The sequence below is a fragment of the Verticiella alkaliphila genome (assembly GCF_018904615.1).
In the GTDB taxonomy this organism is placed as follows: Bacteria; Pseudomonadota; Gammaproteobacteria; order Burkholderiales; family Burkholderiaceae_B; genus Verticiella; species Verticiella alkaliphila.
The window spans coordinates 56,493-69,856 of record NZ_JADCNH010000005.1 but is presented as its reverse complement, the minus strand read 5'-3'; the positions used below and the strand labels follow the sequence as shown (position 1 = coordinate 69,856).

The 13,364-nt window shown below is 64.4% G+C and carries 12 protein-coding genes and 1 pseudogene; 9 read left to right on the top strand and 4 right to left on the bottom strand.

Annotated features, from left to right (window positions below):
* The first annotated feature begins 12 nt into the window (after window positions 1-12).
* From IMZ29_RS05415 to IMZ29_RS05380, 8 genes and pseudogenes are all read left to right on the top strand, one after another.
* A complete protein-coding gene (locus IMZ29_RS05415; protein ID WP_029885963.1) occupies window positions 13-777 on the top strand; it encodes a DsbA family protein in 765 nt (254 codons plus the stop codon).
* A gap of 178 nt (window positions 778-955) precedes the next feature.
* Complete coding sequence (gene radC / locus IMZ29_RS05410) at window positions 956-1,450, top strand: RadC family protein (protein WP_024007868.1); 495 nt, start codon at window positions 956-958, stop codon at window positions 1,448-1,450.
* 161 nt (window positions 1,451-1,611) lie between these two features.
* Window positions 1,612-2,058, top strand: coding sequence for a TIGR03757 family integrating conjugative element protein (locus IMZ29_RS05405; RefSeq protein WP_029885964.1), 447 nt, complete (start codon window positions 1,612-1,614; stop codon window positions 2,056-2,058).
* Window positions 2,055-3,002, top strand: a complete 948-nt coding sequence (locus IMZ29_RS05400) for a TIGR03756 family integrating conjugative element protein (RefSeq protein WP_029885965.1) — start codon at window positions 2,055-2,057, stop codon at window positions 3,000-3,002. The genes IMZ29_RS05405 and IMZ29_RS05400 overlap by 4 nt, the downstream gene beginning before the upstream one ends.
* A 9-nt stretch (window positions 3,003-3,011) precedes the next feature.
* Window positions 3,012-4,405: pseudogene (locus tag IMZ29_RS05395) on the top strand (integrating conjugative element protein).
* Window positions 4,402-4,758 carry a hypothetical protein gene (locus tag IMZ29_RS05390; protein WP_029885967.1) on the top strand — a complete coding sequence of 119 codons (357 nt, stop codon included), beginning with the start codon at window positions 4,402-4,404 and terminating at the stop codon, window positions 4,756-4,758. The pseudogene IMZ29_RS05395 and the gene IMZ29_RS05390 overlap by 4 nt, the downstream one beginning before the upstream one ends.
* Window positions 4,759-4,773: 15 nt before the next feature.
* Window positions 4,774-6,297: a conjugal transfer protein TraG N-terminal domain-containing protein gene (locus tag IMZ29_RS05385; RefSeq protein WP_029885968.1), complete on the top strand. Its 1,524-nt coding sequence runs from the start codon at window positions 4,774-4,776 to the stop codon at window positions 6,295-6,297.
* A 91-nt stretch (window positions 6,298-6,388) separates the two neighbouring features.
* Window positions 6,389-6,742 (top strand): hypothetical protein, encoded by a 354-nt coding sequence (locus tag IMZ29_RS05380; protein WP_029885969.1) that lies wholly within the window; start codon window positions 6,389-6,391, stop codon window positions 6,740-6,742.
* 4 nt (window positions 6,743-6,746) lie between these two features.
* On the opposite strand, the gene IMZ29_RS05375 is transcribed toward IMZ29_RS05380, so the two are convergent.
* The 3 genes from IMZ29_RS05375 to IMZ29_RS05365 all read right to left on the bottom strand — a co-directional run bounded on the left by IMZ29_RS05375 (window position 6,747) and on the right by IMZ29_RS05365 (window position 8,462).
* Window positions 6,747-7,106: a DUF3742 family protein gene (locus IMZ29_RS05375; protein ID WP_029885970.1), complete on the bottom strand. Its 360-nt coding sequence runs from the start codon at window positions 7,104-7,106 to the stop codon at window positions 6,747-6,749.
* Between the two features lie 84 nt (window positions 7,107-7,190).
* Entirely contained in the window at window positions 7,191-7,823 is a 633-nt protein-coding gene (locus IMZ29_RS05370; protein WP_029885971.1) for an RES family NAD+ phosphorylase, read from the bottom strand.
* A 12-nt stretch (window positions 7,824-7,835) separates the two neighbouring features.
* The gene (locus IMZ29_RS05365; RefSeq protein WP_029885972.1) at window positions 7,836-8,462 is read right to left on the bottom strand and encodes a hypothetical protein; all 627 of its coding nucleotides are present in this window, start codon (window positions 8,460-8,462) and stop codon (window positions 7,836-7,838) included.
* A gap of 317 nt (window positions 8,463-8,779) precedes the next feature.
* Between IMZ29_RS05365 and mobH the strand changes: the two genes are divergently transcribed.
* Window positions 8,780-10,618: a MobH family relaxase gene (gene mobH, locus IMZ29_RS05360; RefSeq protein ID WP_023435209.1), complete on the top strand. Its 1,839-nt coding sequence runs from the start codon at window positions 8,780-8,782 to the stop codon at window positions 10,616-10,618.
* Window positions 10,619-10,695: 77 nt separating this feature from the next.
* On the opposite strand, the gene IMZ29_RS05355 is transcribed toward mobH, so the two are convergent.
* Complete coding sequence (locus IMZ29_RS05355; RefSeq protein ID WP_029885973.1) at window positions 10,696-13,347, bottom strand: excinuclease ABC subunit UvrA; 2,652 nt, start codon at window positions 13,345-13,347, stop codon at window positions 10,696-10,698.
* Between the last annotated feature and the right edge of the window lie 17 nt (window positions 13,348-13,364).

The window sequence follows — 13,364 nt, the reverse complement described above, 5'->3', positions numbered from 1 at the left end:
ACGGAGAACGCCATGGAACAGAAACGTCCTTCCATTCCGATGCAGGTCCAGGCGTTCCGCCGCCGCAACGGGCGACCCCGCTGGCCTTGGGCATTGGCTGCTGTGCTGGTCGCGCTGCTGCTGATCTGGCTTGTGTCGAGGTCGCCCGGCGAATCCCCGCCGCAGCCGCCCACGCCGGTCAGCATGGCACCGGTGGCCGGGCCGCCCTGGCTAATGGGCAACCCCAAAGGCCGTTTCACGCTGACGCTCTATGCCGACCTGGAGTGCCCGTTCTGCCGGGAATATTTCCCGCAGCTCAAGCGGTGGATCGGCAACAACACCGACGTGGCGCTGCAATGGCACCACCAGCCGCTGGCCGAGCACGAGCCGGCCGCGTCAGCCGAGGCACGCCTAGTGGAATGCGCTGCCGAAGCAGGTGGGCATGTCGCGTTCTGGCAGGCGATCGAATGGGTCTATGCCCACACGCGCAGCGACGGCCAGGGCTTGCCCGATGGCTTGCGCTACCCCGAATCGACGCCAGCCGTCGAGCAGTGCATGGCAAGCGAAAGGCCCAGTGCGGCTATCCGCGCCCAGGCTGCGGAAGCCACCAAGAGCGGCGTAACCGCCACGCCGTCGCTGCGCCTGCTCGATCGCCAAACGGGCCAGGCCATCCTGCTGCAGGGGCCGATCGAGGGCGATGCCTTGCTGTCAGCCATGGACATGCTGGCGGCTGACGGTCCGACCAGCACACCCACATCCGAAATGCCTGCCGACGTCGTCGGCGACATGCCCAGGTAGCCCCGGTCTTCAAGGCTACGGCGCAGTCCTCTGCGCTGACCGCGACTCGTTCGCCTTGCATCCTGGCCGCGAACGGTCACCCCAATCGCGGTGATGGATGCATCTTTTCATTCTCATCCCCAGGAGGGCTTGCCCTCGGGGGCGCGCGCCCTCCGATCTCACCGTCTGGAGGTTCGCCATGTCTTTCGCCATCAATGACTCCTGTGTGGAGTCGCTTTCCGCCGTAGCTGCCCAACACGAAGACTGGATCATCCAGCAGGCCATCGTGCTGCTGGAAAAACGGATCTTCAAAGCTGGACCATGCCTCAGCCGGCCGGCCGCCGTGCGGGACTATCTGCGCGTGAAACTGGTCGCTGAACCCAACGAGATATTTGCCGCTGTGTTCCTGGATAGCATGCACCAGGTGCTGGCCTACGAGCCATTGTTCAGGGGCACGATCAACTCGACTTCTGTTTATCCACGTGTCGTCGTACAGCGTGTGCTGGAGTTGAACGCCGCCGCGGTGATCTTCGCGCACCAGCACCCCTCGGGCATCTCCGAGCCGTCGAGCGCGGATCGTGTGCTGACCCAGCAACTGCAGGCCGCGCTGGCGCTCATCGATGTACGGGTACTGGATCACATCATCGTAGGCCAAGGTTCCCCGTTCTCCTTTGCGGAGTCAGGCCTGCTGTAACGGTCGCATTGCTTCATTGATCCTCGCGGAGGCTTCGGCCTCCGTTTTTTTATGGCGCGGGACAAGCAGGTATGCGGGCAGCCCGCGATGCGCATTGTTTGTTGGGGTGGCATCGGGTTCGCGTTTGACTATGGCCCTGATCAACTTTCGGGGCACGCGACATGCCGGCATCCTTTTCCACGTTCGCGTCGGGCTGGCGAACCCTTGGTCTCGTCGTGGCGCTGCCGGCGTCCCTGGCCGTGTTCAGCCCCGTCACCTTCGCAGCCGACGTACTGGTCGTCACCGACAGCCACCACCCGGTCAAGACCATGGGCGGCGAGCGGCTGATCGTGCTAGACGAAGCCCGCCGGATTGAAGCGGAGCTTTCTGCGGAACTGCCCGCCGCCCCCGAACAGGCGGCGGCCACCGTCAAGCGTCGGCTGAACCAAGGCGGCGCCGACCTACAGCGCCGCATCGCTTCCGCATACCAGGGCGTCACCGACGCATGGAGCCTGGGCATCACCAGCATCCCGGCTGTCGTGGTGGATCAGCGCTACGTGGTCTATGGCGAGCCGGATGTGGCCCGCGCTGTCGCGCGCATCGAGCAGCGTCGGAGGACCCAGCCATGACGCGACCATTCGACCTGATGCGCCGCATGCGGGCCGGCGTGGCTTCCTTGATGCTGCTCAGCGCCACGGGTAGCTACGCCTTGAACACCACCGCCATCGTTGCCTCGGTGGCCTCGCCCGATTGCTTGGAGTACCGGGTGGTGGGTATCTGCTACTGGCTCTACTGCACCTGGGGAGGATGCACGGTGCGCACCTCTGTCAAGGTGCGCCACTACATCCCCGATGCGGTCGTCTCCAGCTACAGCAACACGGGCGAGAACCCGTGGGTTGAAGTCCGGGCGATGAGTACGGCCAATCCGTCCGCCCAAGCGGGCGGCGATGGAACGACGAACGAGGATCACGAAAACAATCTCGCGAAATTCAAGAACGCCGAGGTGATCGGCCATCCCGGCGTCGAGGTGTTCAACCAGTTTGTTTCGTCCTCGGGCTACTTCTGCGAGGGCGCGGGAACGGCATTCATGCCGTATCTGCTCAGCACCTTGGACACGCTTGCCTGGCGCTACAACGTGCCCGAGATGGCCTACCCGGAGGCATTGATTCCCGGCATGCGCGAGGTCGGCGCACGCACCACGATGAGCCTTTGGGGCAACGTGTATCCCCGCGGCGGCTTCCTGCACCAGACCGACGACCACAAATCGGGGGCCGTGGTGGCCCAGCGTGCGGGAGATATCGTCACTCGCCGGGGGCAGTTGCACGTGTACCAGCCGCTGCTTGCCAACGCCCGCGATGGCTACTGGCCCGCCGGCGCGCTGATGGAGGGTGATGCCTCGACTGGCAAGTGGCAGGAACTCACGCCCGTCCTGTCCTCGTCCTGCACGGTTTTCCCACGCACCGGCTTCCTGACCCAGGCCCAGCAAGGCGACTACGCCTGGGCGCTGTGGCGGCCGTATGCCTGCTGCGAACGCCGTGGACAGGTGTTCCTTGGCAGCGTTGATTTCCTTTGAGGTGTCGCGATGAAGCGTTCCGACTCTATGCAGTTCTCCCCACCGGCTCGTGGCAAGATGATCTGTTTGGCGATTACCGGCGCGTTGGTTCTGGCAAGCGGCGTGGCCTGGGGCCAACTAGGCTACCAGACCAGCGGCAACGTCATCGGCGATGACGTCATGTACTCCATCGGCGGCGGCAGCGCCGTTTCGATGGGCCGCGCAGCCGGCATGCGCTCGCTCGGCGTGGGTGTCGGCTGGAACAGCAATCTGATCTGCGGCGACATGAGCATTCAGACCACGTTGAAGAATCAACTCAACGGTGTCACCAATGGCTTTCAGCAGATCATGTCCTCGGTGATCCAGAGTGCTACGAGTGCTGTGGCGTCCCTGCCGGCGTTGATCATCCAGCGTGCAGATCCAGGCCTCTACAACCTGCTCACCAACGGCGTTCTGCAAGCGCGGCTGGATTTCGACCGCTCGAAGCTGACGTGCCGCGCCATGGCCGAAAAGATGGCCGAAACGGCTGGCGGCCAACTCGGCTGGAGCCAGATGGCAGAGGGGTTGGCACTGCGTGACGCTGTTTCGAGCACGGATGCCGTCTCGGCCATCGAGCAGGCCGAGACGCGCCGTGGCAACGATGGCGTGCCCTGGGTCGGGGGAAGCAATGCCGGCGGCTCCGGTCAGCCCGCGATCAAGGTGGTCGGTGACGTCACCGCGCGGGCTACAACCTGGTCAATGGCCGCGGGGTGACCGACACGTCGGCAATCGCTCCGGCCAGTTGCACGAGCCTGTCGTGCCAAACCTGGACCACGCCGCAGGCGGCCATCGAGTGGGCAACACGGGTGCTCGGCGAGAAGGAGCAGCGCACCTGCGACGCCTGCACCAAGACGGAGACGGTGCCCGGCGTCGGGCTGACGCCCCTGATCCAGGAGGAGTACGACGCCAAGCTGCAGGCGCTCCAGGACCTGGTCTCCAAGGCGAAGAACACGACGCCCGAAAACCTGCGGGAGGCCGGCAGCGCGTCGCTGCCCATCACGCGCGGCGTGGTCGAGGCACTGCGCGACGAACCGGACCAGCACCTGCTGTCGCAGCGCCTGGCGTCCGAGGTTGCGCTGGCGTCGGTGCTGGAGAAGGCGCTACTGCTGCAACGCACGCTGCTGACCGGCAAGAAGGAGCCCAACGTGGCGGCCAACCAGCTCGCCGTGGAGGCGGTGAACCACGAGAGCGACACGCTCGATCGCGAGATTCGCAACCTCAAGACCGAGCTGGAGCTGCGCCGGGAGCTGGCGAACAACTCGCCCATGGCGATCATCCAGCGCCACGGCACGCGCGCGGCGGGCTCGCGTGGCATCTACGAAGGCGATCCGGTGCCTGACCGCCTCGATCAGTTGCAGAAGGGCAATCCGGGAGGCCGGCCATGAGCCTGATGCGTGCGGCCTGGCTGCGCCCGCGCTGGCTGTTCAACCGGCGCGCAGCGAAGGCGCTGCTGTGGACGGTGGTACTCGCGGCCGTCGCCGTGGGTGCCAACATCGTTGGCATCTACCTCGTCGGAAGCGTCGCGGGCTGGGAGCGTTGGCTGGCGGCAGCAGCGGGCTACTTCCTGGTCTGGCGGCTGTGCCTGTATGGCGCGACGGCCTACGGCTGGGTCTGGATGCGTCGCCGGCTGCTTGCGCGTGAGGACGACGCGCAAGCGCGGCGCCGCCTGGTACGCAGCGAGATCGCCGGCGTCGTTGCCATCGTGGCGCTTGAAGCCAGCCTGTTGATGCAGGGCTGAGGGGAAGTCCGAGCCATGACGCTTTTCACAACCGACTACCTGGAGTACTACCTGACCTTGGTGTCCTGGATCGTCAACAACGGCATCTGGGCGGTACTGGTATCCAGCGGGGTATTCGCACTGCCCTTCGTGGCGATCATCGTGCAGGAATGGCTTAAGGCCCGTGCGGAAGGTGCCGACGAAGGCAACAAGGGCGTGCTCTCGGCCGCACGCATCGAGAACCGGGTGTTCGTCGCCATCGTGGTGGTGATGTTCGCCGGCATCCCCTTCATCGACGTGGACCTCAACACAATTCAGTACGACAGCTCGCGCTCGGCCCAGTGCCAGGTCAACGTGCCGCAGCCCACGGATACCGGCTGGTCCCAGTCCTTCAGCACCATCAACAACCAGAGTGCCAAGGTGCCGGTCTGGTGGGCCTTCATGCACGCGCTCTCGCGCGCCGTCACCAGCGCCTCGGTGGCGGCAATCCCGTGCGGGACAGACCTGCGACAGATGCGCATGGAGATCGACGCTACCCGCATCAATGACCCGGTTCTGGCTCAGGAAGTGGCCGATTTCACACACGACTGCTACGGACCTGCACGCGCTAAATTGTTCATGGCGCGGCCGGAGCTGGACGAAGCTCAAATGAACGACGTGACCTGGATCGGTTCGAGGTTTTTCACGGATACCGGCGGCTACTACGACAGCTACCGTTCCAGCACGGCGCGCGAGTCATGGCCCTATGACGACACCCGCGACGCAGGGCTTGCGCAGGTGGCCAGTGGCGGCGGCTACCCGACCTGCAGGCAGTGGTGGGCCGATGGCAGCAACGGCCTGCGGGCACGGCTGCTGAGCCAGGTGGACCCCAGCCTGTTGAATCGCTTGGCGGGCTGGGCCGGGTTCCTGAGCCGTACCGAGGTGGACGATTCGGTGGTCCGTACCATCGCGTCACCGCGACAGCAGAAGCTCACCCAGGGTTCGGTCTATACCGACTACGGCGGCCAGATCGACAAGACCCTGCCGAACATCGTGACGCGGGCCACGGGGGATGTAGGAATGGCGGTCGGGGCACTTGCCGCATTTCCCGCCATGGACGTGGTGCGCCAAGCGCTGCCCATGGTGCTTGCCTTGCTCAAGATGGCACTGGTCATCTGCATCCCGCTCGTACTGGTCGTCGGAACCTATGACCTGAAGACGGTCGTCACCGTCAGCGTCGTGCAGTTCGCGCTGTTCTTCACCGATTTCTGGTTCCAACTCGCACGCTGGATCGACAGCACCATCCTCGATGCGCTCTATGGGTGGGGCTTCGGCTGGAACCGGCCACACACTAACTTCGATCCGCTGGTGGGGTTGAACAATGCCTTTGGCGACCTGCTCCTGATGTTCGTCATGGGCACGATGTTCATCGTGCTGCCTACATTCTGGATCATGGCCTTGGCTTGGGCGGGCGTTCGTGCCGGCAACGTGCTGCAAGGCCTCGCCGGGGCCACCGGAGATGCCAAGGCCGCTGGCGGCAAGGGTGGAAGTATTGCGATCAATGCAGTGGGGAAAAAGTGATCTTTGCGCCGACAACCCCCGCGGCGTAGTAGGCTTATCGTAGGGAAAGATGCAGCGATCCTGACCAACTGCAACGCCAGGATTTCACACGATGACCACCAACACTCTTCGCTACCCATCCATCGTGCCGAGCGGCGAGGGAAAGTCGGTGCTCGAAGCCGTGCTTCGGCTGCAAGGGGTCGATTTCATCACTGGCCCAATTCATCTAGACGGCTCAGCAGATTTTGCTGCGGCTGATGATCAAGCACATGACCTTGAAGCGTGCATGGCAAACCTTCATGACACAGTGTTGGATGCGACCGGCAAATCCCTGTCCGATACCGATCTCCACGAGGTTCTGCTCAACCTTCCACGCGCTATCCGAAAGCAGGTGAAAACCTGGGGAGTGGCAGACACCGAAGTACGCGAGCAGATTTATCGGCACCTCCAGAACACAGCTCTGTGACGAATTAATCGTCCTCGACATGAGGATCAATGCGAAAACCGTCGTAGGTGTATAGGCCAAACCCTGCTGGTCCGTTTCGCCACTCTGGCTCGGGCAATTCATCGCCCAGGTCGGCATTGCGGGCCATCCAGGCAACCACCATGACCAACACCAGCAGCAGAGCCAGCCAGAAGGTGCTGTAGAGCAACACTCCGAGCGCGGCCAGCTTGACTATCCACACAATCGCGGCGGCGCCAGCTCGCGGCAGTCCCTTGGATACCAGCCAGTTCGACGCCCGCCGTTCGCCGCGAGCATAGGCGCGCCATCCGCGGCCAAAGGCGCGGCCGAGACGTTCTGCAGTGCTGGTGCGGGTTGTGGTATTCATGGTCGTCTCCTGCTACTGAGGGATGCCTATTCCGGTGTGCTCCACGTCATTCAGATTGGGGCTTCAATATGTTCTCTTTCTGCTTCAGGACGATCCGTCATCCGGTTCTACCGGGCCGGGGTCGGGTTCCACGCCGATGCGGTAGGTGGCAACGAAACGCGGCCAGTCCGCATGGTCAACCAGATCGATGTCCTCGATGACGCTGACCTTCGTTTCCGCACGCTCGAACAGCGCGATGCTCTTGGCGGGATAGTTGTTGCGCGACGGATAGAGCACCCCGTCGAACAGCGGCTGGCCGTCGTCGCCGAGCATCGCATGCACCTGGGCGGACACCTGCTGCGTGTGCGTGTAGTCACGGCTGGCCAACTGCTCCAGGTTCAGACCAAAGTAGCCCGCCATGACGCCCGGTGCCGTGAGATCGGCCAGAAGCACGTCGGCCACCACCCCTACGGCGCGCACCATCCTGCCCTGGACTTCTTTCAACGCGATCGAGCGCTTCGCGTCATCAAGCCACTGATGCTTGTGAAACACCGACTCCATCAGCGCCGTGGGCAGGTCGCGCCCCAGGTAGAGCACGCCGTAGGCCCGGGCCGGGTCGTCGTAGCGATTGGTGCTGCCGCGGCCATAGTACAGCGGGCTGCCCCGATAGACGACGCGGCTCACATGCTGGAGCAGTTCACCGGCATCGATCAGGAACGAAGGCAGCTCGTGGCTCATGGCGGTCTCGCTTCAATGCACCTGAACGCCCAGCACGTTGAACACGGCCTCGGCCACGTCGTCGATCGTGCCATGCGTCACCGCATCCACCGGCGAGCGACCGCCCAAGCCTTCGAGCGGTTCGGACAGTGCGCGGTAGATCGTCCAGTGATCGATACCCTCGACCTCCTGAAGCACGGTTTGGGTCAACTGCTGCTTTACCGGGTCGAGCTGCCAGTCGGGCAGCTTCTGACCGCGCGGCCCAACGTTCAGCGCCAGCAGCCGACGCGCGAGGATGTCCTTGTAGATCTGCTGGCGCGACTTGTCCGCCAGCTTGGCGAACTCGGTGGGCGGCAGGTTGTGCGGCTGGTTGAAGGCTTCCAGCAGCACAGCGCGGCCTCGCTGGACGTCGGTTTCATTCGGTGCCCAGCGCGTGTCGGCGCGCAGCGCGGCCGCCTTGCGTGCAAGGGCCTGACCAACGGTCTCGCCCTCCAAGTTAGCGGGCAGTGTCACCGCTTCCACACGCTCGTGGACGAACGCCTGCAACTCGGCCGCGAAAGCCGTGGCATCCCGGATTTCGACGGTATCCGCGAAGCGGCGCACATCTTCCACCGTGACGCGCGGCAGACGGTCGGCAATGAATTCAATGGCAGTGGGCATGGTCATCTCCCGAGTAGGTTTGAGACAGGATTCACTCTAGTCGCCTTTGTCGCGCTTGTCAACTTTGTCGCCTAGAGAGCAACCTACCTGGCGGAAGCAGCGTCTTCGCAGCATAGACCGAGGCCAGCGCCTGGTCGCCGTCCAATGCATTCGAGCGAGTTCCACATTGACGGTGGAGCCGCAATCCAAGCCCCGCTATACCGAAACGGTTAAAGGCCAAAGGGCCGAAATGGCAAGGGAATGGGGTGCAAGGGGAAAGGCCCTACCTCGAAAAGGCCAAAAGGCCTCCCGGTCGGCCCGTCATTAGGACACCTCACATGCTCTCCCTGTTCCAGCGAAAACGGCCCTCGGTCGCTGCCGATCCATCGCCAGCACCCGCCATCGATCTCCCGAAAGGGCTGCTGCGGCCTGGGTCGGCCGCTTCGCTGCTGGCGACGCCGCGCCGACAGAAGCTGCTGGAACACATCTGGCAGCGCACGTCGCTCTCGCGCAGGCAGTTCGCCACCTTGTACCGGGCGCCGCTGGAACGCTACGCCGAGCTGGTCCAGGCCTTCCCGGCTTCCGAGGCGCATCATCACGCATACCCCGGCGGCATGCTGGACCACGGCCTGGAAATCGTCGCCTACAGCCTGAAGCTCCGGCAGTCCCATTTGCTACCCATCGGTGCCAGTCCCGAGGATCAGGCGGCGCAGTCTGAGGCCTGGACCGCCGCCGTCGCCTATGCCGCGCTGCTCCACGACGTTGGCAAGATCGCCGTCGATCTGCACGTCGAACTGGCCGACGGGACCGTGTGGCATCCGTGGCATGACCCTCTGGTCCAGCCATACCGATTCCGCTACCGCGAAGACCGCGAGTACCGCCTGCACAGCGCCGCGACGGGGTTGCTCTACCGCCAACTGCTCGATCGCCACATCCTGGACTGGCTCAGCGGCTATCCATCTCTCTGGGCACCGCTGCTTTACGTCCTGGCCGGACAGTACGAGCACGCCGGCGTGCTGGGAGAACTGGTCGTACAGGCCGACCGCGCTTCCGTGGCTCAGGAGTTGGGCGGCGATCCAGCCCGCGCCATGGCAGCGCCCAAGCACGCACTGCAACGCAAGCTGCTGGACGGGTTGCGCTACCTGCTCAAGGAACAGTTGAAGCTGAACCAGCCGGAAGCCTCCGATGGCTGGCTCACCGAGGATGGTTTGTGGCTGGTGAGCAAGACAGTCTCGGACAAACTGCGCGCACATCTCCTGTCTCAAGGGATCGATGGCATTCCTGCGAACAACACTGCCGTGTTCAACGTGCTGCAGGATCACGGCATGCTCCAGCCTACCTCGGACGGCAAAGCGGTCTGGCGCGCGACCGTGACCAGCACGACCGGCTGGTCCCATTCGTTCACCCTGTTGCGTCTCGCTCCCGCGCTGATCTGGGAGTCTGGCGAGCGACCAGCACCTTTCGCAGGCACGGTAGAGATCGACGCGACGCCCGCAGAAAACGATGCCAGCACGTCGGCTCCCGCGCCTACTGTCTCGGGGAAACCAGCGCAGGGAGGTCAAGAACCTCCAATTTGGGAGGGCGACGGCACCACCATCGTTTCACCTCCCGCAGCCCAGCCCATGCCCGACGTCATGGAGGACTTGCTCGCGATGGTGGGCTTGGGTGAGTCGGCCGGCGTTGGCCAGGATGCCGAGGAGTTCTTCCACACTCCCACGCCAGCGACAGCCGCAACCTCCCTTCCATCACCTGCACCTGCGCCTACGCCTCTGTCATCGGCGACGAAGCCATCCGGGGAACATTTCATGGCTTGGCTGAAGCAGGGAATCGCCTCACGACGGCTCATCATCAACGACGCGAAGGCGCTCGTGCATACGGTGAATGACACGGCCTACCTGGTCAGCCCTGGTGTGTTCCAACGCTATGCGCAGGAGCATCCCGAAGTGGGCGCGCTTGCCAAGCAGGAGAATCAACAGGATTGGCAGTGGATGCAGAAGCGCTTCGAGAAGCTGCAGCTACATCGCAAGCACCCCAATGGCCTGAACATTTGGACTTGTGAAGTCACGGGCCCGAGGAAGTCCCGCCGACTGCATGGCTACCTCCTGGAAGATGGGTCCTTGGCATTCCCCGAAATACCGCCCAACAATCCCTATCTTGCTCTGACTCAGGAAGGATGACGCGATTCGGGCATTGATCGCCACCACCGTGTGGCGATCAATGCCCCGCGAAAGCTGGCAACATTTAGCGAACTGAGCTACTCGGCCCGCGCCAACTCCTGTGCAAGGAACGGAGCGGTTCGGCTGCCAGACGTTCGGGCCACCTGCTGAGGGGAACCCGCCACTACGATGCTGCCGCCGGCAGCGCCCGCGCCCGGCCCCACGTCGATCACCCAGTCGGCCTGGGCCACCGCGCGCATGTCGTGCTCGATCATCACCACGGTATTGCCGGCATCGACCAGGCGCTGCAACTGCACCAGCAGCCGGTCGGCATCCGACGCATGCAGTCCGGTGGTCGGCTCGTCGAGCACGTACAGGCTTCGGCCGCGCTGGCTGCGCTGAAGCTCGGTCGCCAGCTTGATGCGCTGCGCCTCGCCACCGGAAAGCTCAGTGGCCGGTTGCCCCAGGCGCAGATAGCCCAGTCCGATATCACGCAGCAGTTGCAGTGGCCTTGCCACCGCATCTTCACCCTCGAAGAATTCGCTGGCCTCGTCCACGGTCATCTGCAACACCTCGGCGATGTTGCGCCCGTTCCACTGCACCTTCAGCGTGGCCTCGTTGTAGCGTGCGCCATGGCACGTAGGGCACGGCGCGTACACGCTGGGCATGAACAGCAGTTCCACGCTCACGAAACCCTCGCCCTCGCAAGTCTCGCAGCGCCCCTTGGCAACGTTGAACGAGAACCGTCCGGCGTCATAGCGGCGGCGTCGCGCATCGGGCGTGGCGGCGAACAGCTTGCGTACATGATCGAACAGGCCGGTGTAGGTAGCCAGGTTCGACCGCGGCGTGCGCCCAATCGGTTTCTGGTCCACCTGCACCAGGCGCTGTATGGCGTCCACGTCGCCCGCCAGATGACCACCGGTCGCTTCGATCACGGCCGGCCCTTCACTGGTGGCGTTATCGGCCGCATCGTCTTCAGGCTCGTGGCCCAGGTGTAGCAGCACCAACTCCGGCAGGGCCTGCGCGACGAGGCTGGATTTGCCGGAGCCGGAGATACCCGTGACGGCTGTTAGCACGCCCAGCGGAATGCGTGCATCCACGCCATGCAGGTTGTGGCGGTGAATGCCCTGCAGCTCCAGCCAGCCGGTCGCTTCGCGTGCTCGGCTTCCCGGCGCGGGGATCTCGTCGAACAGGTAGCGTGCAGTACGCGATTCGGCAATCTTGCGCAGGCCATCCGGTTCGCCGCTGTAGAGCACGCGGCCGCCACGCTCCCCGGCATCCGGCCCGACATCGACCAGCCATTGCGCGCGGCGCATCAGGTCAAGGTCGTGCTCCACCACGAACACCGAGTTACCCGCATCGCGCAGCCGGTCGAGCGCGTCGTACAGGGCCTGGCTGTCGGAGGGATGCAGGCCCGCCGAGGGTTCGTCGAGCACGTACACGACGCCGAACAGCAGGGAACTCAATTGCGTGGCCAACCGCAGGCGTTGCAACTCGCCGGCCGAAAGCGTCGGCGTGGCTCGGTCCAGCGTCAGGTAACCCAAACCCAGCCCACGCAGTTGACGCAGGCGCGCCATCACGCCACCGGCCAGGCGCTGCGCGGCGAGGCGCTTTTCTTCCGATAGCGCCGAGGTGCGGCGCACGTCGGGCGATACCGCATGGACGGCGCGGCCGGAGGCCGCGCGTTCGGCACGGTCGCGTCGGGTCGCTTCCTTGTCCGTAGCCGCCCCCGCTGCATGGGCGCGGAAATCGCCCTGGGCGATGGGTTCGAGCAAGGCCGCCAACTGATCCAGCGGCATCTGCATGAACTCGCCGATGTCCACGCCGGCGAACGTGACCGACAGCGCCTCGGGCTTGAGCCGCTTGCCGTGGCAGGTGGGGCACGGTTTGCCCTCCATGAACCGGGACACGCGCTTTCTCATCAGCGCGCTCTGGGTGTTGGCAAAGGTGTGCAGCAAATACCGTCGGGCGCTGGTGAAGGTGCCCATGTAGCTCGGCTCCATCTTGCGTTTGAGCGCGGCGCGGGTCTCGGCAGGCGTGAAGCCGGCGTACACCGGCACCGTCGGTGTTTCCTCGGTGAACAGAATCCAGTCGCGATCCTTCTTCGGCAGGTCCTTCCACGGTCGGTCAACGTCGTAGCCCATGCTGACCAGGATGTCGCGCAGGTTCTGGCCTTGCCAGGCGGGGGGCCAGGAGGCGATCGCCCGCTCGCGGATGCTCAGGGAGGGATCGGGCACCATGTTGGCCTCGGTCACCTCGTACACATGGCCCAGGCCGTGGCAGGTCGGGCACGCTCCCTGCGGCGTGTTGGGCGAAAAATCCTCGGCGTACAGCATGGGCTGGTTGGCTGGGTAGGCGCCAGCGCGCGAATACATCATCCGCACCAGGCTGGACAAGGTGGTCACACTGCCCACAGAGGAACGCGCGTTGCTGGAGCCCCGCTGCTGTTGCAGCGCCACCGCCGGCGGTAGGCCGTCGATCGCATCGACGTCCGGTACGCCGGCCTGGTCGATCAGTCGCCGCGCATAGGGGGCCACCGACTCGAAGTAGCGCCGCTGGGCCTCGGCATAGATGGTGCCAAAGGCCAGCGAGGACTTCCCGGAGCCGGAGACACCCGAGAACACCACCAGCGCGTTACGCGGGATGGCGACATCCACGTCCTTGAGGTTGTGCTCGCGCGCGCCGCGCACTTCCACCATGCCGCTGGCGGCAGCGGTACAAGAGGATTCACCGAAAGAATTGTTTGGCATGTTTTTATCCGGTAGTT

What these genes read in the sequence shown, in the direction of transcription:
- IMZ29_RS05415 (WP_029885963.1), top strand. Translation starts at nt 13, where the DNA reads ATGGAACAGAAACGTCCTTCCATTCCGATGCAGGTCCAGGCGTTCCGC.
- radC (WP_024007868.1), top strand. Translation starts at nt 956, where the DNA reads ATGTCTTTCGCCATCAATGACTCCTGTGTGGAGTCGCTTTCCGCCGTA.
- IMZ29_RS05405 (WP_029885964.1), top strand. Translation starts at nt 1,612, where the DNA reads ATGCCGGCATCCTTTTCCACGTTCGCGTCGGGCTGGCGAACCCTTGGT.
- IMZ29_RS05400 (WP_029885965.1), top strand. Translation starts at nt 2,055, where the DNA reads ATGACGCGACCATTCGACCTGATGCGCCGCATGCGGGCCGGCGTGGCT.
- IMZ29_RS05390 (WP_029885967.1), top strand. Translation starts at nt 4,402, where the DNA reads ATGAGCCTGATGCGTGCGGCCTGGCTGCGCCCGCGCTGGCTGTTCAAC.
- IMZ29_RS05385 (WP_029885968.1), top strand. Translation starts at nt 4,774, where the DNA reads ATGACGCTTTTCACAACCGACTACCTGGAGTACTACCTGACCTTGGTG.
- IMZ29_RS05380 (WP_029885969.1), top strand. Translation starts at nt 6,389, where the DNA reads ATGACCACCAACACTCTTCGCTACCCATCCATCGTGCCGAGCGGCGAG.
- IMZ29_RS05375 (WP_029885970.1), bottom strand. Translation starts at nt 7,106, where the DNA reads ATGAATACCACAACCCGCACCAGCACTGCAGAACGTCTCGGCCGCGCC.
- IMZ29_RS05370 (WP_029885971.1), bottom strand. Translation starts at nt 7,823, where the DNA reads ATGAGCCACGAGCTGCCTTCGTTCCTGATCGATGCCGGTGAACTGCTC.
- IMZ29_RS05365 (WP_029885972.1), bottom strand. Translation starts at nt 8,462, where the DNA reads ATGCCCACTGCCATTGAATTCATTGCCGACCGTCTGCCGCGCGTCACG.
- mobH (WP_023435209.1), top strand. Translation starts at nt 8,780, where the DNA reads ATGCTCTCCCTGTTCCAGCGAAAACGGCCCTCGGTCGCTGCCGATCCA.
- IMZ29_RS05355 (WP_029885973.1), bottom strand. Translation starts at nt 13,347, where the DNA reads ATGCCAAACAATTCTTTCGGTGAATCCTCTTGTACCGCTGCCGCCAGC.